Raw genomic sequence first — 21,331 nt, forward strand, 5'->3', positions numbered from 1 at the left:
TTAATGATTTGAATTTGCTTTTTCTGCTGTAAATAGTAGGGAAAACTATATTTTATTCAGGTCAAAATTTTGCTGAAAGACGATGTAAATGCTGGTTTAGCAGCAATAAGTAAACCAGATAATTCATCTAAATTAATTTTAGATGAATCGGGTGGCTGCACTATTTCGCTCCCCTTGCCTCCTTCAATCGTTAAGTTGTCGGGAGGACAGTTGCAGATAGAAATAAGAATGGCAAAAACGGGTGAATATTTTACTTTATTATCACCTTTAGCAGCGATTCAGGGTCAACTAAGCCGAGAATTTTTAGACGCTTTGTTGCACAGGCAATTTTATGCCGAACAAGTTTCTAGCCTGAGTTTTGCGATCGCAGTTGTCGGCGATAGCGATCTGCTGGTGGCAGTTCATCATTGGATGCTGGATGCGATCGCACCAGAGGAATTTAAGCGTTTATTTCAAAAATTTATCTCAGCAGTTTTATCTGCTATTCCAGAAATTAATAATATAGCTCGTTCTGAAAGATCGCTAGCACCGATTCATTCAGAGGAAAATTCTTAAATTATTGGCAGAGTTTTCGGGAATTTTGCTGTTAAATTATCTAAAATTAGAAAAAATAATCTACTTTTTCTGTAGGAAGATAGCGATCGCCTTAGAAATTGAAGATGATAGGGATGCGATCGCATCTCCATTTCAAATCACGAGGAACTACCAATCTGAATATTTCGCACTCGCACGGGTACGCAGGCGTGAGTCATTTGGGCAATTTGGATCGGTTCGCCTTTGCCGCAGTTGTTGGCACCGCACTGCATCCATTCTGAAGCTGGGCCAATGGCGTCAATACTATTCCAAAAATCAGTCGTCATGGAATGGTAGGTGACATTTTTGAGCATTCCTACCACTTTGCCTTTCTCGACTTTCCAGAAGGCATCGCCGCCGAATTGGAAATTGCGACGCTGTTGATCGATGGAGAAACTGCCAATTCCGTCAATTAAAATCCCGTCTTCGGTGTTAGCAATCATCTCGGCTAAAGTAGCGGTGTGGCTGCCTCCCTCTGGTCCTGGTTCTAGCCCTAAATTAGGAATGCGAACCATCGGCACGCTTGACCAACTATCAGCATAGGCGCAACCGTTACTGCTGGGGCGTCCGAGTCGATGGGCAGTTTCGCGGTCTGTTAGATAGTCTACTAAAGTACCATCCTTAACAACGTACCAATCTTGTGAGGCAACTCCTTCATCGTCGTAGCCTGCGGTACTGCGTCCTCCCGGCTGAGTGCGATCGCATTTAAAATTCACCCAAGGTGCGGCATATTGCAGTTTGCCCAATTTATCAGTCGTCGCAAAGCTAGTGCCTGCAAAGTTGGATTCGTAGCCGTACACGCGATCGAGTTCTGTAGGATGTCCGACTGATTCGTGAATGGTCAAAAACAAGTTAGTCGGCTTGAGAATTAATGCAGAACGAATCCCAGAAGGGCCAACAGGCGCGTGAACTTTCTCAATCGCTTCTTCGGCAACCCGCTCGACTTGGCTAAGGATATCTGACTGATCGATATGCTCATAACCGATGTTCAAGGGTGGGCGTTCGTAGCTGCGGCTTTGAGCATCGCCATTGGCGATCGCTGTACAGCCAAATCCCGGATAGCTACGGTAGATTGTTTGGTAAATGAGAGAGCCTTCTGTAGAAGCGAAGGTTTTGTCTTCGCGGCTGAAGCTGAGGTAAGAATAGGCTTTTTTGATGCCGCGATCGCCATAATTCAACAACTGCTCGTTCACATTCAGCAGCAGTTCTGCCTTTTCAGCAATTGGCACCGTAAAGGGGTCAATCTGGATCGGAGTGATGTAAGTATCCCGGTGCGCTTCAACAGGAACTAACTGCACCCGCGTTAGTTGGGAAAGGCGACTGGCTTTGGCGATGTCTACCGCTAAGGCAACAATTCTGGCAACTTCTGCCGGAGTTTTGTTATGGCTGGCAGCGAAACCCCAAGCGCCATCTAGCAGCACCCGCACCCCAAAACCAGAATTGACATTGTCTGACAAATTGCTCAAAGAGCGATCGCGTGCATAAAGATTCTGAGTTCGGTAGGTGCAGAATCGAAAATCTCCGTACTCGCACCCGGCTTTCCGAATCAGGTCGATCGCGAGTTCGCTCAATTCAGTCGTATAGCCTGGGGTTTTAACCTCAGAAATGGGTGCAGGAGCTTGTACCATAGCGATCTCCAATTAAAAACTAAAAATGTAAAATTAAATGCAAAAAGACTCTTTTTTAATTTTACATTTCTAATTCATTCTAATCCCGCCATAAAGCAATTCCACCCAATAAACCTGTCACATTGGGCACGATTTTCGTGTTTGACGGTAACTCAAACGCGATTTTTTTCGCTTCGCCGCCGCCGATATAAAGAGAATCGTAATTAAACAAATGTTGAAGAGATGCGAGCGCTTTTTCTAGACGATTATTCCATTTTTCCTTACCGACTTTATCCAAAGCAGCACGCCCCATCTGCTCTTCGTAGGTTTCCCCTTTGCGAAACGGATGATGACCCAGTTCCAGATTGGGTACCAGTTTCCCGTCTACAAACAAGGCGGAACCAAAGCCGGTGCCAAGGGTAATGACCAACTCAACACCCTTGCCGGAAATTGCCCCCATTCCCTGAATATCGGCATCATTTGCCACCCGCACCGGCTTGCCCAAGCGATCGCTCAGCACGGTTGCCAGATCGAATCCAATCCACTCTGGAGTTAGATTAACCGCCGTTTTCGTCACCCCGTCGCGCACAACACCTGGAAAACCTACTGATACGCGGTCAAATTCACCGGCTCCAGCAGCAAGACTTGCGATCGCATCAATCACAGGCTCCGGTTTGGCTGGAGCTGGAGTCTCTACTCGACTACGTTCGGTCTGTGGCTCTCCAGCTTCGTCTAAGACTATCACCTTGATGCCACTGCCGCCAATGTCAACCGCTAGGGTACGCATACATCTATTCTCTCTATTTGATAATGAATTGATTGCGAATTTTAGATTGACAATTTACGACTCGTGCAAATGTTAAAACTAACCTTTTTACACCGCTAGATTGTAATCCAAAATCCAAAATTCTCTTACGCCTGTGAAGTTGGAGTCGAGGCAGCTACGGAATCGGTTCCAGTTGGAAAGAAAAATTTATTTGTCACCCACTTTGTCAAAATATGAGACAACAGTCCCATTGGCCCTGCAAATAAGCACAACACCAGCGAGTGGATTGTCCAGACACCAGTACGCTGTCCTTCCCAGTAGATATAGCGACCGACGAATAAATCCATTACCAGAAAATGAACCCACCCAATCGCAGCAGCTTTCTCGTCTGCAAAGAATTGAGCAATATCAGCGAGCTGAGGATTGGACATTGCTTGAGCAGATTCCGGTGTAATGGATGTAAAAAACCAATACACGTATAAAGCTGCTAAAGCTACGAAGGGGAGATAAGATTCCATCACCCGTTTCGTCACGCCCCAGTTGGGTAGAAAAATCATTAGCGCCCAGAAAGGCAGAACAAACAGATTCGCGCCGTTGAATAATTGAGTAATTGTCATAGATATGAAGAATTAACCTGACTATCGTCATCGTAAGCGACTGTTAAGCACATTGCCGGTTAGAATCGGTGCCCAGAAACCCAATCCAATCGTCGCAGGAGCTTTCTGAATGAAGGTCAAGATGATTTTACCGGCTTTGACTGAAGCACTCAGCCCCCATTGGCGACCGATTAAATATTCACTGTTTCCGCCACTGGGATTAGCGACGATTGCCAGTTTTTTCAGCGAAGATGATGAAATTATCCTGCAAGACGAACACGTTGAGCGACTGGATTTAGATGATGAGCCAGATTTGGTGGTGATTCAGGTTTATATCACCTCAGCTTACCGAGCTTACGAATTAGCCGACCACTACCGTAAAAAAGGCGCATACATTTGTCTGGGTGGATTGCACGTTACCTCCCTTCCAGAAGAAGCTGCGACTCATGCGGATACAATTTTCCTAGGTCCTGGTGAAGATACCTGGCCTGAATTTCTCCAGGATTTCCGGGCAGGTCATCCTGGTAAAGTGTATCAGTCGAAACTGCGATCGCTCCTCGGCGTTCCTCCCATTCGCCGCGATTTAATTAAGCGCCATCTGTACTTAATTCCGAACTCCATTGTCGTTTCGCGGGGTTGTCCTCACACCTGCGATTTTTGCTACAAAGAAGCTTTCTTTAAAGGCGGCAAATCTTTCTACACGCAACCTGTAGACGATGCACTGGCTGAGATTGAGCGGCTACCAGGGCATCATCTTTATTTTCTCGACGATCATCTGTTTGGCAACGCTGAATTCGCCGCCGCGTTGTTTGAGGGGATGAAGGGGATGGGGCGCGTGTGGCAAGCAGCCGCAACGGTACAATCTATCTTGCAGCCGGGATTGTTGGAAAAAGCAGTTGAATGTGGCTTACGCAGCTTGTTTGTTGGCTTTGAAACCCTTAACCCGACGAATCTCAAAGAACAGCATAAATATCAAAATCTCAATCGAGATTACAGCGCTGCGATTCGCCGTTTGCGGGATTTGGGCGTGATGGTGAATGCTAGCTTCGTTTTTGGCATGGATGACGATGATGAAACCGTGTTTGCGCGCACGGTAGAATGGGCGGTGCAACAGGGATTGGAAACTGCCACGTTTCACATTTTGACGCCTTATCCCGATACTGCTTTGTACAAACGCATGGCAGCGCAGGGACGAATTACTCATTCCAACTGGGATTTATACGATACTCGTCATGTTGTCTACAAGCCAACTAAGATGACACCGGAGGTGCTAGAGGCAGGCTACTGGCAAGCGTATCGAGATTTTTATCGTTGGAGTAATATTTTCCAAGGTGCTTGGGCTAAGGATCGTTGGTCTGACCGGATGCGGCATTTGGTCTATGCTGGGGCGTGGAAGAAGTTGGAGCCAGTTTGGGACGGGATCATTCGGGCGAAAAAGGTCACTCAATGCCTGCCAACTTTGGAAAGTGTTTTAACCAGTTTTGGCGCTCATCCATCCCCGCAACCCCGAGAAAAGTTACCTCTTAAGGAGGAGGCAGCTGTTCTACAAGAGCAGATGCCAGTTTTATAAAAGTCTCTATAATCTTCCAGAGCGGGTTTTCCCTGACCTACAGATGGGAAACAAGAGAATAGTGGTACAGGTTGCGCGGTAGGCTGGTATTTAGGGAATTGCCCGCTGGAGGGATCGACCGAGATGGAGTTCAAACTAACAAATGCCTTTAAGTTTTATCAGAATTTAGAGCATCAAAATCATGCGATTGATGAGCTTGAGCAATGGTTCAAAGATAATCACCCAGAGCAGTTAGAGAAGTTTCACCAAGCTTTATTAAATGGCCCTAGCCCCGATCTTGCCCCGGAAGCGATGGAGAAACTGACACTCAAAAGTAGTCAACCGTTGGCTTTGGCAACCTATTCGTCTTCGTCAGAAATTCATCTGAACGATCCGATCATTGCGGGTGGTGACTTGACGTGGGCAGACGCGATTCCTAATGGCGATCGCCATCTCCCCGAAAATCTAGAAGTCGTGGAGAATATTATCGCTCTTGCCAAGCAGCTACAAGTTGCCAGAGACCAGATTGGTAAGCCTTTCCTGATCACCAGTTGGTATCATCACAAACCCTTTGGGGCTAAGGTTCATGGCGCGTCCAAAAATCAGCCGATGACGGGCGGGGCTGTTGATTTCAGGGTGGAGGGCTACACCGGGCGACAGCTCGCAAAGATGCTGGATTGGTGGGAAGGCGGTTTAGCGACCTATATGTATGTGCCCTATATGCTGCATCTAGACATGGGTCCCCAACGTCGCTGGCAAGCACAATATCCAGGCTAGGGAACAATTAAAAATTAAAAAGCCTCAATTTTGAATTCTTAGTTTACGCGGTGTGCGACTTTTTCTTAACCTCCCCTGGCAAGGGAGGCAGAAATACAGAAAGTTGCACGTCGCGTTAGTTTCTTACCGAACACCAGGAAAGCTATTGACAAACTGAATCTGGATATCGGGAAAATTCTCGACAATCTGCACCTTGAGATCGGGGAAAGATTCAACAAATTGCCACTGACCGCACCGTTGGGGAAAAGCGGTGACAGGTTCGACGATTAAATCCGGGGAGGATGAGACAATTTTTACCTTGATATCTGGCAAGCTTTCAACAATTTTTATTTTGCCGTAAAGTGGCTTGCCATTGTAGGTGCAAGTGGCTTTGTTAATGACACTTTGAGCAGAAGCGATCGCTCCTAGCGGCAGCGTCACCAGTAGGCTAGTGCCAAATACAACCCAGTTCAACCAACGTTTCATCATCAAGATACCTGGAACAAGTTTAAATCTGCTCAATCTCAATCTATAAATTTAGGATTTGTGACTTTTATATTCTGCTTATTCAGTTAATGTATCCAGTTGCTCTTTGACAACCCGTAGAATTCGATCGAGATAGGCTTGTCGCCACTGTTCTCTCTCTTGTTCTACCTGCTCACTTGGCTGGTAATTCTCAATTTCTTCAATCGAAATCAGACCTTTTGTTTGAGCCAACCGTTCAACTGTATCGAGACGTTCGTGTAGGACAGAGACTTCCCCAGTTAGCGCCAAAACCATTGCCAGTAACTTGTCGCTTTCGGGATTTTCAAAATAAATAGGTTTTTTTCCCCTAGCTTTTTTTGCCATTACTACAAATTCTCTTGAATAACTTTATTTGTATTTCGTCGTTTTTGACAAATGGGTAAAAAATGCTGGAAATAGACTTTTTATAGAAGTCGGGGAAAGGTTAAATTAACTATTTTTTCCTTCTTTTTTACCCAATCAAATCAACCATCTAATGATTTTTACCAGAAGTCTCATGACGAGTCTTTAGTCAGTCGTTACTCACTCATCACTGATGACCGATCGCTAATCACTGGTGACTTATTTACTGGCAACCAAGAGAAACCAATTGCCCCGACTGCCAAAACCGCCTCCTTGGGATGTGCCTTTCCAGCCACCTGTAGCAGCAACAGTTGGGGTAATTTTATCTGCTTCAAAACCAGCTTGGCTAGTCAGCGCTACCAAGTCTAGATCGCGCATGGCACTCCACCAAGGTTCGTTGTTATTTTGCGTTTCCCAATCAAACATGAAGGCGCTGTAGGGTTCCATGTTTTGATAAAGGGGAGCTTCCACATGAACCATCAGTCCACCCGGTGCTAATAGTCGATAGCATTCGCGCAGAATATTCGCGATCGCTGGTGGCGATGCTTCGTGCAACAAAATATGGGAGACGATCAGATCGAACGACTCATCGGGGAAATCTGTAGACTCACCATTCTGCTGCGAGAAGTGTACTCGCTTACCCAAAGCCTCCGCTCTTGCATGAGCGTACCGCAGCATCGGTGCCGCTACATCAATCGCATAAACTTCAGCTTCTGGGTAAGCATCCACGTAAGGAAGCGTGCTGTGACCGACGGAACATCCGATGTCGAGAATTTTTCGAGGACGGAAGTTGGGATGCTGCGGCTGTAGGTAATTGCGAACCACAGACTGCCCTAAGTCGTCATTCATTGGCCCTAGACGACCCATTACATAAACGTAAACACCGCGATCGTAGACAGCCCCTGCTGCGATGTCGTTTTCGGTATATTCGCTGTGGTATCCACCCGGCATACAGTGAATATCGACTGCGGTGTGATAGGCGGGTATTTTTAAATCTGCATTTAAGGTTAAAGAACCCAAAGGGGTAACCTTGTCCTGCGCCTGCTCAATCAAATCGGCAAGCTGCCGATCGACGCTAGTATTGACTGAATCCCACATCATTTCTTGAGTGGTACGCCGCAATGCACCCCACATTCGGTAATAGGGTTCGTGCTGCATCAGACGGCGAACTTCATGCCGATCTTGAGGCGATCGCTGATGCTCCTGCTCAAACTGCGGTTTAAGCCGCTTCTCGTAAATTGCTTTATTTCCTGGGGTAATCTGACTGGTCAGGTAGCCTTTTAAGCTATTGACAAAGTTTTGGCGTGCTAACTCGTCATGGGTCGCTTGAGGTAACATCCGGTGTTGGAATTGTGTATCCATATCCTAATTTCCTAACCCCTTATTGTTTACTCTAACAAGTTATCGTTAGCTTTCAGGGGTTTTGCTGTAGGTAAACCCTCGCATTCACATCACGTTACTCTTCCCGAAGCGATCGCTAACCAACATAAATGCGAGAGCGATCGCGCCTAGGACAAAATCTAGAAGCGATCGCTCTTTCCTCAGTTAAGGACTCAGTTAAGGACAGAATCGCTTACTTGAGGTGACTGGCTGTTTTTTGCCTTCTTCTATCTAGCACTGAGGTAAGCTTCTAGCTTCTCAGAACCCCCAATCAACTTGCCATCAATAAATACTTGGGGAACCGTTGTTCCGCCTGTGACAGCCCGTAAAGAACGAGTAGTAATTTCTTTGCCTAAGACAATTTCTTCGTAATCCAACCCCTGCTCCTTCAGCATCACCTTTGCACGAGAGCAGAAAGGACAACCTACTTTTGTGAACAGGGAAACGATCTGAGGCTTTGCTGCCTCAGGATTGATATAGTTGAGCATTGTCTGGGCATCAGACACCTCAAAGGGGTCTCCCTCCACAACTGGCTCAATAAACATCTTTTCAATCGTGCGATCCTTCACCAGCATGGAATAACGCCACGACCGCTTCCCAAACCCTAACTCAGCTTTATCAACCAGCATTCCCATGCCTTCGGTGAATTCACCATTCCCATCGGGAAGCAGAGTTAGATTCTCTGCTTCTTGGGATTTAGCCCATTCATTCATCACAAAGGCATCATTGACGGAAATACAGAGAATGTCATCAACGCCATTTTCATGAAAGACCTTAGCCAACTCGTTGTAGCCAGGGAGATGGGTTGATGAACACGTCGGAGTAAAAGCACCCGGTAGCGAGAAAACAACCACTGTCTTCCCAGCAAATAAGTCGTTAGTCGTCACATTCACCCACTCGTTGTCACGGCGAGTACGGAAGGTGACGTTGGGAACTTTTTGTCCTTCTCGATTAGGAAACATGAATTTCACTCCTTGACTACAAGCGATCCGAATGATGAACTTCTACTAAGCGTACTCATTATGACTACAGCTTGTCAAGGCAAAGACTTTTTTAACCCGCTTTCATAGCTAGAGAAAAATTGGGTAAAACTGGGCAACCTGGCTCTGAAGCGTGGGGCTACATAAACGAAGCCTGCTCTGGGCAGGCTAAAATTCTTCAGGCTCCCAGCAGCCTTTGGACGCGCCAGCCCCGCCCTGAAGGGTGTGGGCGTATACATGGCGTATACATTGGGTGGGAATGCTCCCATGATTTTCTTGTCGTCTTATCGTCTTCTTAAAGCCCAGAAAAAATGCAGGCAACGGTCGAACAACTTTCTCGGATTTTGGTTTTTGTAGATTTAACTTTGCCAGAATTAGAGCGTTTACAACCCCACACGCAAGTGCAGAACTACAGCCAAACAGAGATTGTCATGCAGGAAGGCGATCGCCTTCCTGCAAAGCTATATGCTCTCCTGAGCGGCTCCTTACAAGTCGTTAAAACGGCAATAACCGGCAAGGAAACCATTCTCCGTACTTTGCCACCAGGGGAAATCTTTGCGGCTCCCGCCTTATTGGGTGATGGAATTGCTCCAGCAACCGTGACTGCTGAGTGTGATTCTCAGATTCTGACCGTAAAACGAGATGCGCTGCTAGAAGCGATTCAGCAAACCCCGGAAATTGCCTTACGAATGCTGATGGTTTTCAATTCTAGGCTGCAACAACTCCATGAAACGGTGCATGGATTGGTTTCTGAGCGGGCAATTGTGCGCTTAGCTAGATTGATTCAGTATTCTGCAACTCGATATGGTATGTCTCCAGTGGCAGAAGGTCAGTGTTTGAAGGAGAAGCTTTCTTATTATCAAATGGCTCGCAGTATTGGTATTACCTATGAGGAGTGCGTGCGACTATTTAAAAGTTTGAAGCCAGTTATGGCTTACAGTCGCGGTGGAAAAATTACGGTGCATGATGCACAGAAATTAGCAGCGATCGCTTCTGGCATGATTAACGAGTAACGAATAAGTAAGGGTGAAGTTTGCCCAATCTAGAGTTGGTAGCTATTTTGCGATCGCCCAACCAAGAGAGTCATGAAACCTTTTCTTCTTTACTGAACAAGCGCTTTTAGGAACTAGCTAGCAATACTCCCAACACCATTTCCCTCAGCTTGAGCTTTGAACTTTCTTTTCGCTTCGTAGAATCGACAGGCGACAGATCCCAGCGAGTAAAGCAATGCAGCGTTATTCGACGCTCCAACCACAGCACCGATTACAGGCAAGAGTTCGATAAAGCCTAGTCCAACTTTCAGGACTCCAGAACCGCCAACAGACAAACCGAAAATGGCTAGAACTTCGCCTCGTCGAGTTGGATCTTCTAACGGAAAACCGTATGCAGCCGCAATGCGGTAGATCATCTCTGCTTGAAGCGCTGTAACCGCTGCCACATCGACTGCAAACAGAGTGAGCGCTATCGGAGGCACGAAGTTAGTGAGTAATCCAACTCCCCCGCCTTTCAGGGAGGTGTCCACAATAATTCGGTGAGCAAGCTGCTCAGAGCTTTCTAGAGGATATTCTTGTCGGAGCTTGTTTACCTCATTCTGAGCTTTTTGGGCATCAACTTGACCCAATGCAGTCGTTAACCAATTGATGCCTGGAACCTTGGCAGCAAACTTCACGACTGGATTTTCAGCGATTGGGGTGACGATTTTGCCTACGTTTTCCGTTCCCTGCTCCACGAAGCGCACAGCCGCAGATCCAACCGTTTCTCCTACAGCAGTAGTCGTGCTATTAACGTTTTCAGCAGTTGACTGCAATGTATCAGAAGCCAATTTAGCAAACTGAATTGCTGTAGCGATCGCTTCACTCATTGGGTCGGTGCTGGAACCTTCTTTGCCTGGTGCTGCCATAGATTTTGGTGACTTTTAAACTTTAGACTGAAACCTACTTTATAAAAGGCAAAGACTCCGTAGCCTCTATCCTCTGATAGTGATTGAATCTTCTAAAAGTCTGAAATTCAGTACCCAGTCTCATCGCTCAGTTTTTTACAGATACCAGTCTTTGGAAGTTTAGAACAATAAGCGATCGCGTTTTCTCTGCTAGATTTCGGTGCTGGAGGCGATCGCTTTGAAATAACTGCCACGCTTCAGCACCTTTAGAACAAACCCAAAGTCAGGGATTTGTCAATCGGTAAAGTAGCACCAATTCCTAGCCAGAGTGTAACTAAGGTACCCACTAAGAAAACAACTGTGGCAACTGGGCGACGGAATGGGTTTTGGAACTTGTTAACGTTTTCGATGAAAGGAATTACGATTAAGCCCAAGGGAATCGAAGCATTGAGTACAACTCCCAATAGTTTGTTAGGAACAACGCGAAATATTTGAAACGTTGGGTAGAGATACCACTCTGGCAAAATCTCTTGAGGAGTCGCAAAAGGATTTGCCGGTTCTCCTACCATCGCTGGATCGAGAACTGCCAGCCCTACACACAATGCAATGGTTCCTAAAATCACTACTGGAAAAATATAAAGCAGATCGTTAGGCCAAGCTGGTTCTCCATAGTAGTTATGCCCCATCCCTTGAGCTAGCTTTGCCCGCAGTTTTGGATCGCTCAGATCGGGTTTCTTCTTGATTCCTGTCATATCACAAACTCCACTGCTGCCATGTAAAGCGAGTTATTTGCTTATGGCTGTTCAGTTTAGCGATCGCTTGATATTGCTGTCTTGCCTATTCTTCTGAAAATGTTCTAATCTTCCAAAAATCTTAGAGAGCGTCCCTATAGGCTTTTGGCGTAGTTGTAGTATATTGACGAAAAACTCTGGTAAAGTGGCTCTGACTCTTAAAACCTACTTGCTGAAGTATTTCTGCAATTGTCAACTCTTGCCTAGCTAGCAGCAATTTAGCTTTCTCAATCCGACATTTGGTTACATATTGATGCGGTGCAAATCCGGTAGATTGTTTGAACAAGCTGGCAAAGTAATGTGGACTCATCTGAACGGTGGCGGCAATTTCAGCCAACATCAAGTCTTGATCTAAATAGTCGTTGATGTAAGCGATCGCTTCTCTTAACTTGTGAAGAGGTAATCCTCCGGTGTAGTCTGACATGAGCGATCTCTTGACAGAGTATCGCTGTAGCAAATGAGCCGAGAGAGCAGTTGCCATAGACTCAGCGTACAGACGACTATCTACTCCACCTGATTCAAGTTCAGTTTTCAGTGATAAACCAATTTGCTGAATCAGCGGATCGTGTACTTTGAATTGCGGCACTATCTCTACTCGATCTGCATCCACTGATTCATACGCAACACGAGCAAATGTTGCTGGTTCAAGATAAAGATTAATAAACTCAGCTTTGCGATCGCATTTAGCGATTAAATCTGATTGATTTGCCGGAAAAATGCCAACATCATCTTCTGTATAGTACTCACTTTGCCAGTGTCCATTTCTTTTTAGCCTTATCTCGAATTGCCCAACACAGATAGTGATAATATGCTGGGCAAAGCAACATTCCGGAAGTTCGTGAGCAGACTGCCGATGATACGCGAAGTGAATACCTGACCAAGCAGAAGTGTTACTTGAGAGTAAAGGTGCGTTGAGGACAAGCTGCTTCCAAACTTTTTCTTGTGTGAGATCGATATTCGGTAGTTGAGCTTCTGGCATGACTGGTATAGCTTTGCATGGCTATCCTTAGTTTATGGGGTTAACCGAATGAATGTGACACCGGGACACTTTATCCGTGAAAAGAAAAGCTTAAAGCAGTTATTAGAGTTACCTTTTTTGCGATTATTGATTCTGGTACTTACTATTTACCCTGCTATCAGAATGGACAACGATATCGTTCTTTTTCTTGCCGGTGTTGGCGTACTCGTCTTCTATCTCATCTTCTCGGCGCTGACTGAAATGGGGACTAAACTCCCCTGGAAGAAATAGCTAGTTTTGTTGTATGGTGGGCTTCTGCCCACACGTTTTGAAACATTTATAGAAAGATGCGATCGCGTCCTTCTAGGCCTAAAATTATTGAAGATCCGCAATCATCCTTGGGCAGAAAGAAGGGCGCTCGCACCTGCTTCTTACGTTACTTTTCACAGTTACAGAACCATTGGAAGCAGGCGTTAGGTAAACATTCTCTCAGTTTTCCGTTTTGGGGCTGCTGAGAAAGCTTAAATTATTCAATCATGTATCGTCAAGAAGTTAGAGGCAAACTGCGGAAATCATTGCCCTACTTAGTGACTGAAATAGCATTTTTGAGAAGAGCAGCAGTCTCTTCTGGTTTTCCAGAGGATGGAAACACTAAAATACTCTTAATTTTAGGGTTGTTAACCAGTTCTTTTAAGCGATACATCTGCTTGTCTGAGATAGCTACTCCCTCATACTTTTCGGCATAATCTAGCTCTTGGTTGAAGTTAGCATCGTTATAAATTTGAATGAAAACTCGATCGACATTCCAATTCTGCCAATCAGCCGCAAAATAACGTTTACCCCAATAAGGATTATGATGGCAAAGATCGAAACTAACCGTGGGGTTAGCTTTCTTCAGATCAGCTCTCATTTGCCGCACAAAATTAGTCAAATGGGCGGTGCGATCGACTTTTCCGGGTAATTCAGCATGATAACCAAGGTAATCATCCCACTGAACCGCATCGATATTGGGATACTTTTTGACAAATTCTACTGATATCTTTTTGAAGAAATTAGCAACTTCTGGGAGTTCCACATCCAGTAAGTAGTGATCGATGCCAGCGTAGGTTTTATCTACCCCAGGCACAATCCATCGTTTAGAAATTGCCAAGTCAAAAATTGGGCTATTTTTGTCAATTTTAATGCCTTTCTCAAAATAGGCGTGAACTTGCATTCCCTGCTTGTGCGCCTCATCAATCAGCCAATCTAACCATCGATCTTGAAATTGGTTAGGACAACTTTTATATCCGAGGGTTTGCTGCATCACCTCACTGTTATACATCGTGCAACCATTCCCCCACACTCCATGAATAATTGTATTGATTCCTTGAGAGCGGTAATAACGAACTCGTTCGCGAATCGTTCTTTCGTTAGCATTATTAGTTACTTGATATCGACTTAAATAAATTCCCCTTATTTTCTTCTTCTCCCAAGGATTTTGAGGTGATGGTGAATTTTTGGGGGTTACGGGTAATGCTGAAACTTGTGGTTTGGTTGTTGGTGTGCCAGCCGGAGTCGCTTGCGGAAGGGGCGAATTTGTAACAGGTAATGGTATAACTTGTGGCTTTGTTGTTGGTGTGCCAGTCGGAATTGCTTGTGGAAGGGGCGATTTGACAACCGTTACACCCTGGCTAGGCGCAGGGGTCAAAATAGGAGTTGTTGGTTGTTGATTATTTTGTTGATTATTAGGCAAAAATTGGCTGATATCTAGACGATCTAGCTGCCTAAAACCCCAATAACCAACCCCAAACAAAACGATGATTAATGAAAATGGAATACTCGCACATCCACATCCATTATTTTCTTTTTTAGGTGGCATGATAACAAGGGTGATTGTTCAACTCGGAGAGTAACTCTCTTGACTCAATTGAGGCTTGCTTGTATTAACCGATACTCTGGAAGCGCGGAACGAAGAATTTAGAGAGAATGGTGGTATATCAAGGTACTTCACTTCGCGATCGCTTAATTCCGCATCACTGCGGCGACGAAAACCAACAACCTGTCCTAAGACTGCGTTCATCGTTGTCAGAATTAATTAAATGACACGAATTGGTTTACAACGTCGTTAAACGACATTAATCTGTTAACGACGACAAATAATGTGTTAATTGACAAAATATGTCGATTAACACATTATTTGTCGTCTTAACAAATTATTGTCGCCGAATTTATCATGGCTAAAACCTTTACCCTTCAAAGGCTTTAGCCATTTTTAATGTGTTTTCCTCCAAAATCAATTTTAACAATTTATTTGTCGTTATTTAAATAATTAACAATTTAGATGTCGCTTCTTTGAAATTTACCTTTTCCAAATTTTCTACATTCCTTAACAAATAAAGTGTCGCTTTTTGGAAATAAACAAGTATTATATTAATTAAGTGATTAATACAAATGTACTAAATCGCGCTGTGTATTAGGTCTATTCACTTCTTGACCTCTGTAGGACGAGAACCAGAATAGCTGATACCTAGCTCTCGTCGCTCTTAAACTCAGCGATGCTACACCACTACTAATTCACGCCTTGACATAGAAGCCCAACTATGGAAGAAATGCCACTGATAGATCCTGGTGTTGAATCTTTTCTTTCTGACGAGGACAATGACCGAGAAGAAATCCAACAGAAAGAAGTAACAGAAGAAATTGCGATCGCAACTGAACTGTCAGACGAAGCAAAGTTCAGGATGGAAGTGATTCAAAGCCTGATTGCACCATGCGATCGCAAAACCTATGGGCAAAAACTGAAGGAAGCAGCGGACAAACTGGGAAAAACGGTTCGGACAGTACAGCGACTCGTTAAGAAGTATCAGCAAGAAGGTTTATCGGCAATTACTGACACCGAGCGCTCCGATAAAGGCAATTACCGAATTGATCCTGACTGGCAAGATTTCATTATTAAAACCTTTAAGGAGGGGAATAAAGGTAGTAAAAAGATGACTCCGGCTCAGGTGGCAATTAGGGTACAAGCTAGAGCGGAGCAGCTGGGTTTGGAGAAATACCCTAGCCACATGAGTGTGTATAGGGTTCTTAATCCTATAATTGAGCGACAAGAACAGAAACAGAAGATACGAAATATTGGGTGGCGAGGTTCAAGAGTATCCCATAAGACCCGCGATGGGCAAACTCTGGACGTGCGGCATAGCAATCATGTCTGGCAGTGCGATCATACAAAATTAGACATCATGTTGGTGGACCAATATGGTGAACCTTTGGCTCGTCCTTGGCTAAGCAAAATCACCGACAGTTATTCTCGCTGCATCATGGGCATTCATTTAGGTTTCGATGCACCGAGTTCTCAAGTTGTTGCCTTAGCTTTGCGGCATGCAATTTTACCCAAGCACTATAGTTCTGAATTTAATCTTCATTGTGAGTGGGGAACTTATGGCATTCCAGAAAACTTGTTCACTGATGGTGGCAAGGATTTTCGTTCGGAGCATTTGAAGCAAATTGCTTTTGAACTTGGCTTTGAGTGCCATTTGCGCGATCGCCCTTCTGAAGGGGGTATAGAAGAACGGGGATTTGGGACAATTAATACTGATTTTCTAGCCGGGTTCTACGGATATTTAGGCTCAAACGTGCAAGAACGCTCAGAGAAAGCTGAGGAAGAAGCTTGCGTAACGCTACGGGAAATACATCTGCTATTGGTGCGCTACATCGTTGATAACTACAATCAGCGCATTGATGCCAGAACAAAAGATCAGACTCGTTTTGAACGGTGGGATGCAGGATTGCCTCCTTTGCCACCTGTAATTAAGGAGCGGGAATTAGATATCTGCCTGATGAAAAAAACTCGTCGCAGTATCTATAAAGGTGGGTATTTAAGCTTTGAAAATATCATGTATCGGGGTGATAGCCTGCCAGTCTACGCTGGCGAAACTGTAATCCTCCGATTTGACCCTAGAGATATCACCACCGTTTGGGTATACCGTTCGGAGAGGGGGAAAGATGTATTTCTAGCCGCTGCCCATGCTCTAGATTTAGAAACGGAGCAACTTTCTTTTGAAGATAATAAAGCGGCTAGTCGTAAACTGCGTAAGGCAGGGAAAGACATTAATAATAAATCTATCTTGGCAGAAGTCCGTGAGCGGGATGTTTTCATCAAGCAAAAGAAAAAAAGCCGACCGGAACGCAAAAAATCAGAACAAGCTCAGGTGCATCCTATTTACGAGTCACCTAAAAACATTCAATTAGAAGCGGTGGAATCTTCCGAAACACAGCCTGAAACTCAACCGCAACGTCCTAGAGTCTTTAACCTCGACCAACTCAGTAGAGATTACGATGAATAGTTTTAAACCCTTGGGTATTCCTTGGCCACAAATATCAAAATTTATTTTAACGAGATTCCTGTTGTTTAAGATTTAAAAAAAAGACAATACTGATAATGACAGATACTAATTTGCAGAAATGGGTGCAAAAGTTATGGGGTGATGAGCCAATTGCTGAGGAATTGCAACCATTAATTAAGCGATTAATTACTCCAATCGTTGTAGAACTGGAACATATGCAACAGATCCATGAATGGTTGGATATGCAGCGCCTATCGAAACAGCCAGGGCGAATTGTGGCTCCTCCGCGAGCAGGTAAGTCTATTACTTGCGATGTTTACAGGTTGCTAAATAAGCCACAGAAAAAACCAGGTAGGCGAGATATTGTACCCGTTTTGTATTTGCAAGCTCCTGGAGATTGTTCCGTAGGAGAATTATTAGGATTAATTCTTGAACTTCTTAAGTATGGTGCAACTACGGGGAAAGTAACCGAACTTAGAAAAAGGGTTCAACGGGTTCTGAAAGAATCTCAGGTGGAGATGATTATTATTGATGAAGCCAATTTCCTTAAGCTGAATACGTTCAGCGAAATTGCCCGTATTTACGATCTGTTAAAGATTTCGATTATTCTTGTAGGTACGGATGGACTAGATAATTTAATCAAGCGAAATGAGTATATTCACGATCGCTTCATAGAGTGTTACCGTTTTGATGTCATTTCGGAAAAGAAATTCCCCAAGATCGTAGAAATATGGGAACGGGAGATTGCTGACTTACCAGTGCCATCGAATCTTAACAGAGAAGAAACTTTAAAGCCTTTGTATGCAAAAACAGTAGGTAAACTTGGTTTACTAGATAAAGTAATCAGAAAAGCAGCAATTTTATCTTTAAAGAAAGGGTTGAAATCTATTGATAAAGCTACATTGCATGAAGTGCTGGAGCGATTTGAGTAGTGGAAACAGTTGAGGATAAACCTTGGTTTTTCCAATTAGAACCTTTAGAAGGCGAAAGTATCAGCCATTTTTTAGGGCGCTTTCGCCGGGATAATTATTTGACTCCTGGGGAATTAGGTAAACTGGCAGGAATTGGTTGGGTTGTCGGGCGATGGGAAAAGTTTTACTTGAATCCCTTTCCTACAAAGCAAGAGTTAGAGGCTTTAGCCTCTATAGTGGGGGTGGAGATTGAACGGCTGTATCAAATGCTGCCCTCGCAGGGTGTGGTAATGCAGCCTAAACCGATTCGTTTATGTGCAGCTTGTTATGGGGAGAACCCCTATCATCGGCTTGAGTGGCAGTTTAAGGAGCGATGGGGGTGCGATCGCCATCAGTTGCGTTTGTTAGCAAAATGCATCAACTGTGAAACACCGTTCCCGGTTCCGGCGTTGTGGGTACACGGTGAATGTCCGCATTGTTTTTTGCCTTTCGCAAAGATGGCGAAACGACAGAAGTCCCGTAGAGCAGACTTTGCTTGAGAGTAGGTATGCATATCTCCTGCCGAAAATCAACTGTAATGCCAAAGTAGTTAGAAGTGATTTACGACTTGGTTGGTGGGAACACTAAGGGAGTAGTAGCACGATCGCTTTTAACTTCCAGCTTTACAGATGTAGGCACAAATGAGCAAAGAACCTGAGTGGAAGACCAGGCAGCAGAGGATTAACACCAAGCTTAGGTCGCTCAATCCCCAGTGGGAGATTATCAAGTATCGACATGGGTTGGATACTTCCGCACTTCAATGCCATGCGGTTGAGGAATACCCTACAGCCAGTGGACCTGCTGATTATGCCCTGTTTGTGAAAGGGCGATTTTTGGGGGTTATTGAAGCCAAAAAAGTGTCAGTCGGCGCACAAAATGTTCTGGAACAGGCAAAACGGTACTCGCGGACAGCGTTTGATGGGACTGGGAATTGGCGAGGCTACCGAGTTCCTTTTCTCTACTCTACGAATGGAGAAATTATTTATTTCCTGGATGTCAGAGGCGAACAGAATATCTTCCGTAAGATTGCGAATCTTCACACGGCGGATGCCTTAACGGAACTGTTTGAGCATGACCAAGCTGCCAGCTACACTCGGTTGCAGAATACTCCGATCAATCTAATTGAGAGGCTTCGCCCCTACCAGGAAAATGCGATCGCTGCCACTGAAGATGCCCTCGTCAAAGGTAAACGCGCCATGCTAGTGGCAATGGCGACGGGAACCGGGAAAACCTTTCTCACGGTTGCCCAGATTTATCGGTTGCTGGAAGCTAAGGTAGCCAAGCGGATTCTGTTCCTGGTTGACCGGAGAGCTTTGGCAGCGCAGGCGGTGAGGACGTTTGCCTCGTTCAATACAGTGAGGGGGAATAAGTTTAATCAAGAATACGAGGTCTATAGCCAGCGGTTTCGTCGGGAGGACTTTAGTGATGATGAACCGTTTGACCCTCAAGTGTTGCCAAGTTCCTATCTAACAGCGCCCCAAGCTATTCATACCTTTGTTTATGTTTCCACTATCCAACGGATGACTATCAACTTGTTTGGTGAAGCGAGTGTTGATGCTTCCGAAGATGGTGATATTGATGATGAAAGCGATGCGGAAAAACTGGATATTCCCATCCACGCTTTTGATTTAATCATTGCCGATGAGTGCCACCGGGGATATACCGCCAAAGAGACAAGTGCTTGGCGCAGTACTCTCGACTACTTTGATGCCATCAAGATTGGACTGACGGCAACTCCGGCAGTGCATACCCTGTCCTTGTTTAAAGAGGTAGTCTACCGTTACACCACTGAAGAGGCGATCGCACAGGGCTGGTTGGTTGACTATGAACCGATTTACATCTATTCAGAGATTCGGATGAATGGAGCCTTTCTGCGGGAAGGGGAACAGGTTAGGGTCATTGATACAGAGACAGGGCAGGAGATTTACGACGAGTTAGAAGATGAGCGGGAGTTTTCTACGACCGATGTTGAGCGCAAAATTACTGTACCCGATAGCAACCGCAAAATCATTAAAGATATTGCCGAGTATGCCTATAAACACGAGCAGGAAACGGGGCGTTTTCCCAGAATCCTGATTTTTGCGGTCAATGATTTGCCCCACATATCCCATGCCGACCAGATTGTTGGCATCTGTAAAGAAGTGTTTGGGCGGGGGGATGATTTTGTTCAGAAAATCACGGGTAGTCCCAGTGTAGACCGACCGCTGCAAAAGATTCGGGAGTTTCGCAATCGTCCTCAACCCAAGGTGGCGGTCACTGTCGATATGCTCAGTACGGGAGTAGACATCCCCAGTCTGGAATTTATTGTGTTTATGCGTCCGGTGAAATCTCGGATTCTCTGGGTGCAGATGCTAGGTAGGGGCACTCGCCTGTGTGATGAGATTAAGAAAACTCACTTTAAAATCTTTGATTGCTTCGGAGGGACTCTGATTGAATACTTTGCCAACACGACTGATTTAAAGATAGAGCCACCCCGTAAAGACCCAGTACCAGTTGGGCAGGTCATTAATAAGATTTACCAAAATGTTGACCGAGATTACAACGTTAAATCTCTGGTTAAGCGTTTGCGACGGATTGACCGGGGAATGAGTGATGAGGCACGACGGCAGTTTGCTGATTATATCCCGGATGGGGATATGGGCAGGTTTGCAAGTGAATTGACACAAAGGATGGAGCGAGAGTTTACGAATACGCTCAACTTGCTGCAAGATAAGGGCTTCCAAGATTTGTTGGAAAACTACCCTAGAGCTAAACAGAGTTTTTTTATCGCTGATGAGCAGGAGGATGATGTCTCCTCTGAGGTGATAATTAGGGGGCAAAAACCAGAGGACTATCTAGACAGCTTCTGCCGTTTTGTGCAGGAAAATCCTGAGCAGATAGAAGCGATCGCAATTTTACTAGAACGCCCTAGAGACTGGAAAACTGAGGCACTCAACGAACTCCGGGAGAAGTTGGTGCGAAACCAGTTTCGAGAGCAGGAGCTTCAGAGGGCACATCAGTTGGTACATAATAAGACTCTGGCTGACATCATCTCGATGGTGAAACGTGCTGCCCGTGCTGAGGAGCCAATTTATACAGCGGCGGAGCGAGTAGACAGAGCAATGCAAGTGGTGATGGCTGGCAAGTCTTTTAATGAAGAGCAGTTGAAGTGGCTAGGTTATATCCGAGAGCATCTGGTGCAGAATCTCACGGTTGAGATAGATGATTTTGAGGATTTTCCGATTTTTGCCAACAAAGGCGGCAAGGGGAAGGCTAAAAAGGTCTTTCAAGGTCAACTGGATGTATTAGTAAATGAGATTAATGCTGCGATCGCGGCTTAGAAGCTAACCAAAACTTATATTAGGACACAACAGTAGG

Annotated in this window: 21 protein-coding genes; 9 read left to right on the forward strand and 12 right to left on the reverse strand. The window is 45.0% G+C overall.

All coding sequences use genetic code 11. The annotated features are described in order from the left end of the window. The first annotated feature begins 69 nt into the window (after nucleotides 1–69). Nucleotides 70–555, forward strand: coding sequence for a hypothetical protein (locus tag NDA03_RS05970; protein ID WP_348237563.1), 486 nt, complete (start codon nucleotides 70–72; stop codon nucleotides 553–555). A gap of 137 nt (nucleotides 556–692) precedes the next feature. Here the strand turns inward: NDA03_RS05970 and NDA03_RS05975 are convergent, their stop codons facing one another. The 3 genes from NDA03_RS05975 to NDA03_RS05985 form a co-directional block, all read right to left on the reverse strand. Further along, complete coding sequence (locus tag NDA03_RS05975; RefSeq protein ID WP_348237565.1) at nucleotides 693–2,201, reverse strand: TldD/PmbA family protein; 1,509 nt, start codon at nucleotides 2,199–2,201, stop codon at nucleotides 693–695. Nucleotides 2,202–2,280: 79 nt separating this feature from the next. Then, nucleotides 2,281–2,967, reverse strand: a complete 687-nt coding sequence (locus NDA03_RS05980) for an ROK family protein (protein ID WP_190528509.1) — start codon at nucleotides 2,965–2,967, stop codon at nucleotides 2,281–2,283. 125 nt (nucleotides 2,968–3,092) lie between these two features. Next, a complete protein-coding gene (locus NDA03_RS05985; RefSeq protein ID WP_190412673.1) occupies nucleotides 3,093–3,563 on the reverse strand; it encodes an ABA4-like family protein in 471 nt (156 codons plus the stop codon). Nucleotides 3,564–3,672: 109 nt separating this feature from the next. On the opposite strand from NDA03_RS05985, the gene NDA03_RS05990 reads away from it, so the two are divergent. Together NDA03_RS05990 and NDA03_RS05995 are read left to right on the forward strand one after the other, a co-directional pair. After that, a complete protein-coding gene (locus tag NDA03_RS05990; protein ID WP_190412674.1) occupies nucleotides 3,673–5,112 on the forward strand; it encodes a radical SAM protein in 1,440 nt (479 codons plus the stop codon). 123 nt (nucleotides 5,113–5,235) lie between these two features. Then, entirely contained in the window at nucleotides 5,236–5,868 is a 633-nt protein-coding gene (locus NDA03_RS05995) for a D-Ala-D-Ala carboxypeptidase family metallohydrolase (protein WP_190536276.1), read from the forward strand. Nucleotides 5,869–5,991: 123 nt separating this feature from the next. On the opposite strand, the gene NDA03_RS06000 is transcribed toward NDA03_RS05995, so the two are convergent. The 4 genes from NDA03_RS06000 to NDA03_RS06015 form a co-directional block, all read right to left on the reverse strand. Next, a complete protein-coding gene (locus NDA03_RS06000) occupies nucleotides 5,992–6,333 on the reverse strand; it encodes a hypothetical protein (RefSeq protein WP_190412888.1) in 342 nt (113 codons plus the stop codon). A gap of 78 nt (nucleotides 6,334–6,411) precedes the next feature. Continuing rightward, the gene (locus NDA03_RS06005) at nucleotides 6,412–6,696 is read right to left on the reverse strand and encodes a hypothetical protein (protein ID WP_348237566.1); all 285 of its coding nucleotides are present in this window, start codon (nucleotides 6,694–6,696) and stop codon (nucleotides 6,412–6,414) included. Nucleotides 6,697–6,933: 237 nt separating this feature from the next. Further along, nucleotides 6,934–8,076: a class I SAM-dependent methyltransferase gene (locus NDA03_RS06010; RefSeq protein WP_190985996.1), complete on the reverse strand. Its 1,143-nt coding sequence runs from the start codon at nucleotides 8,074–8,076 to the stop codon at nucleotides 6,934–6,936. 245 nt (nucleotides 8,077–8,321) lie between these two features. Next, nucleotides 8,322–9,056, reverse strand: a complete 735-nt coding sequence (locus tag NDA03_RS06015; RefSeq protein WP_348237567.1) for a glutathione peroxidase — start codon at nucleotides 9,054–9,056, stop codon at nucleotides 8,322–8,324. A 329-nt stretch (nucleotides 9,057–9,385) separates the two neighbouring features. Between NDA03_RS06015 and NDA03_RS06020 the strand changes: the two genes are divergently transcribed. After that, nucleotides 9,386–10,087 (forward strand): Crp/Fnr family transcriptional regulator, encoded by a 702-nt coding sequence (locus NDA03_RS06020; protein WP_348237568.1) that lies wholly within the window; start codon nucleotides 9,386–9,388, stop codon nucleotides 10,085–10,087. A gap of 113 nt (nucleotides 10,088–10,200) precedes the next feature. Here the strand turns inward: NDA03_RS06020 and NDA03_RS06025 are convergent, their stop codons facing one another. The 3 genes from NDA03_RS06025 to NDA03_RS06035 form a co-directional block, all read right to left on the reverse strand. Further along, the gene (locus NDA03_RS06025; RefSeq protein ID WP_348237569.1) at nucleotides 10,201–10,974 is read right to left on the reverse strand and encodes an EcsC family protein; all 774 of its coding nucleotides are present in this window, start codon (nucleotides 10,972–10,974) and stop codon (nucleotides 10,201–10,203) included. Nucleotides 10,975–11,219: 245 nt separating this feature from the next. Continuing rightward, nucleotides 11,220–11,705, reverse strand: a complete 486-nt coding sequence (gene petD, locus NDA03_RS06030; protein ID WP_190429071.1) for a cytochrome b6-f complex subunit IV — start codon at nucleotides 11,703–11,705, stop codon at nucleotides 11,220–11,222. 121 nt (nucleotides 11,706–11,826) lie between these two features. Beyond that, nucleotides 11,827–12,723, reverse strand: a complete 897-nt coding sequence (locus tag NDA03_RS06035) for an AraC family transcriptional regulator (RefSeq protein ID WP_190536272.1) — start codon at nucleotides 12,721–12,723, stop codon at nucleotides 11,827–11,829. A gap of 48 nt (nucleotides 12,724–12,771) precedes the next feature. Here NDA03_RS06035 and NDA03_RS06040 point away from each other — a divergent pair, with 48 nt between their 5' ends. After that, nucleotides 12,772–12,993: a hypothetical protein gene (locus NDA03_RS06040; RefSeq protein WP_190412909.1), complete on the forward strand. Its 222-nt coding sequence runs from the start codon at nucleotides 12,772–12,774 to the stop codon at nucleotides 12,991–12,993. Between the two features lie 289 nt (nucleotides 12,994–13,282). On the opposite strand, the gene NDA03_RS06045 is transcribed toward NDA03_RS06040, so the two are convergent. Together NDA03_RS06045 and NDA03_RS06050 are read right to left on the reverse strand one after the other, a co-directional pair. Next, nucleotides 13,283–14,560 carry a family 10 glycosylhydrolase gene (locus tag NDA03_RS06045; RefSeq protein ID WP_348237570.1) on the reverse strand — a complete coding sequence of 426 codons (1,278 nt, stop codon included), beginning with the start codon at nucleotides 14,558–14,560 and terminating at the stop codon, nucleotides 13,283–13,285. Between the two features lie 18 nt (nucleotides 14,561–14,578). Continuing rightward, complete coding sequence (locus tag NDA03_RS06050) at nucleotides 14,579–14,761, reverse strand: hypothetical protein (protein ID WP_190428142.1); 183 nt, start codon at nucleotides 14,759–14,761, stop codon at nucleotides 14,579–14,581. 520 nt (nucleotides 14,762–15,281) lie between these two features. Between NDA03_RS06050 and NDA03_RS06055 the strand changes: the two genes are divergently transcribed. From NDA03_RS06055 to NDA03_RS06070, 4 genes are all read left to right on the forward strand, one after another. Next, nucleotides 15,282–17,024 carry a Mu transposase C-terminal domain-containing protein gene (locus NDA03_RS06055; RefSeq protein ID WP_348237572.1) on the forward strand — a complete coding sequence of 581 codons (1,743 nt, stop codon included), beginning with the start codon at nucleotides 15,282–15,284 and terminating at the stop codon, nucleotides 17,022–17,024. Between the two features lie 95 nt (nucleotides 17,025–17,119). After that, the gene (locus NDA03_RS06060; protein ID WP_348237573.1) at nucleotides 17,120–17,956 is read left to right on the forward strand and encodes a TniB family NTP-binding protein; all 837 of its coding nucleotides are present in this window, start codon (nucleotides 17,120–17,122) and stop codon (nucleotides 17,954–17,956) included. After that, nucleotides 17,956–18,474, forward strand: coding sequence for a TniQ family protein (locus NDA03_RS06065; protein WP_348237574.1), 519 nt, complete (start codon nucleotides 17,956–17,958; stop codon nucleotides 18,472–18,474). The genes NDA03_RS06060 and NDA03_RS06065 overlap by 1 nt, the downstream gene beginning before the upstream one ends. 141 nt (nucleotides 18,475–18,615) lie before the next feature. Next, nucleotides 18,616–21,294, forward strand: coding sequence for a type I restriction-modification enzyme R subunit C-terminal domain-containing protein (locus tag NDA03_RS06070; RefSeq protein ID WP_348237575.1), 2,679 nt, complete (start codon nucleotides 18,616–18,618; stop codon nucleotides 21,292–21,294). Nucleotides 21,295–21,331 lie beyond the last annotated feature (37 nt).

Source organism: Trichocoleus sp. Lan (assembly GCF_039961855.1).
Classification (GTDB): domain Bacteria; phylum Cyanobacteriota; class Cyanobacteriia; order Cyanobacteriales; family FACHB-T130; genus FACHB-T130.

Excerpts from the sequence above, each read along its gene's own strand:
- NDA03_RS05975 (WP_348237565.1), bottom strand. The coding sequence starts at position 2,201 with ATGGTACAAGCTCCTGCACCCATTTCTGAGGTTAAAACCCCAGGCTAT.
- NDA03_RS05980 (WP_190528509.1), bottom strand. The coding sequence starts at position 2,967 with ATGCGTACCCTAGCGGTTGACATTGGCGGCAGTGGCATCAAGGTGATA.
- NDA03_RS05985 (WP_190412673.1), bottom strand. The coding sequence starts at position 3,563 with ATGACAATTACTCAATTATTCAACGGCGCGAATCTGTTTGTTCTGCCT.
- NDA03_RS05990 (WP_190412674.1), top strand. The coding sequence starts at position 3,673 with ATGAAGGTCAAGATGATTTTACCGGCTTTGACTGAAGCACTCAGCCCC.
- NDA03_RS05995 (WP_190536276.1), top strand. The coding sequence starts at position 5,236 with ATGGAGTTCAAACTAACAAATGCCTTTAAGTTTTATCAGAATTTAGAG.
- NDA03_RS06000 (WP_190412888.1), bottom strand. The coding sequence starts at position 6,333 with ATGAAACGTTGGTTGAACTGGGTTGTATTTGGCACTAGCCTACTGGTG.
- NDA03_RS06005 (WP_348237566.1), bottom strand. The coding sequence starts at position 6,696 with ATGGCAAAAAAAGCTAGGGGAAAAAAACCTATTTATTTTGAAAATCCC.
- NDA03_RS06010 (WP_190985996.1), bottom strand. The coding sequence starts at position 8,076 with ATGGATACACAATTCCAACACCGGATGTTACCTCAAGCGACCCATGAC.
- NDA03_RS06015 (WP_348237567.1), bottom strand. The coding sequence starts at position 9,056 with ATGTTTCCTAATCGAGAAGGACAAAAAGTTCCCAACGTCACCTTCCGT.
- NDA03_RS06020 (WP_348237568.1), top strand. The coding sequence starts at position 9,386 with ATGCAGGCAACGGTCGAACAACTTTCTCGGATTTTGGTTTTTGTAGAT.
- NDA03_RS06025 (WP_348237569.1), bottom strand. The coding sequence starts at position 10,974 with ATGGCAGCACCAGGCAAAGAAGGTTCCAGCACCGACCCAATGAGTGAA.
- petD (WP_190429071.1), bottom strand. The coding sequence starts at position 11,705 with ATGACAGGAATCAAGAAGAAACCCGATCTGAGCGATCCAAAACTGCGG.
- NDA03_RS06035 (WP_190536272.1), bottom strand. The coding sequence starts at position 12,723 with ATGCCAGAAGCTCAACTACCGAATATCGATCTCACACAAGAAAAAGTT.
- NDA03_RS06040 (WP_190412909.1), top strand. The coding sequence starts at position 12,772 with ATGAATGTGACACCGGGACACTTTATCCGTGAAAAGAAAAGCTTAAAG.
- NDA03_RS06045 (WP_348237570.1), bottom strand. The coding sequence starts at position 14,560 with ATGCCACCTAAAAAAGAAAATAATGGATGTGGATGTGCGAGTATTCCA.
- NDA03_RS06050 (WP_190428142.1), bottom strand. The coding sequence starts at position 14,761 with ATGAACGCAGTCTTAGGACAGGTTGTTGGTTTTCGTCGCCGCAGTGAT.
- NDA03_RS06055 (WP_348237572.1), top strand. The coding sequence starts at position 15,282 with ATGGAAGAAATGCCACTGATAGATCCTGGTGTTGAATCTTTTCTTTCT.
- NDA03_RS06060 (WP_348237573.1), top strand. The coding sequence starts at position 17,120 with ATGACAGATACTAATTTGCAGAAATGGGTGCAAAAGTTATGGGGTGAT.
- NDA03_RS06070 (WP_348237575.1), top strand. The coding sequence starts at position 18,616 with ATGAGCAAAGAACCTGAGTGGAAGACCAGGCAGCAGAGGATTAACACC.